This window comes from Rahnella perminowiae (assembly GCF_019049695.1).
In the GTDB taxonomy this organism is placed as follows: Bacteria; Pseudomonadota; Gammaproteobacteria; order Enterobacterales; family Enterobacteriaceae; genus Rahnella; species Rahnella perminowiae.
Genome location: NZ_JAFMOT010000065.1, coordinates 1 through 446, shown reverse-complemented (window position 1 = coordinate 446; position 446 = coordinate 1). Strand labels below are relative to the sequence as shown.

1 protein-coding gene is annotated in these 446 nt (G+C 47.1%); it reads right to left on the bottom strand.

Annotated elements, in window-relative coordinates; genetic code table 11:
* Positions 1-446, bottom strand: a 446-nt coding sequence (locus tag J1781_RS00305; protein ID WP_217233011.1) for a chorismate-binding protein, incomplete at both ends; no start/stop codon positions are given.

The window sequence follows — 446 nt, the reverse complement described above, 5'->3', positions numbered from 1 at the left end:
CTAATTGGCGATCTTCGGTCTCATCCTTGCCGCGCTTGGTGGTGCCCGCCAGTGGGAAGGTCTCCATCTCACCATTGCGCAATCGGAACAACAACTCAGGCGATGCGCCGATGATTTTTTGGGCGCCAAATTTGACATAGTACATATGCGGTGACGGGTTGACTTCGCGCAGTTTACTATAAATTGGCATAGTATCGCCTTGGATGCGATAATGCGATTTGAAACCCACTTCACACTGGAAAATCAGCCCAGCTTTAATGTCTTCTTTGACTTTCATCACCGCTACCGCATGTTGCTCGCGGTTCATCCCATCGCCCAAGTGCTCAGCAGTGGGCTGCGTATAGTCAGGCGAAATAGCGTTCAATAATGACTTAATTTCGTCAATACGATTGCTTTGGTGGTCGGTATCGTAATAATAATAAAAAATTTCACCGGTCATCTTATCA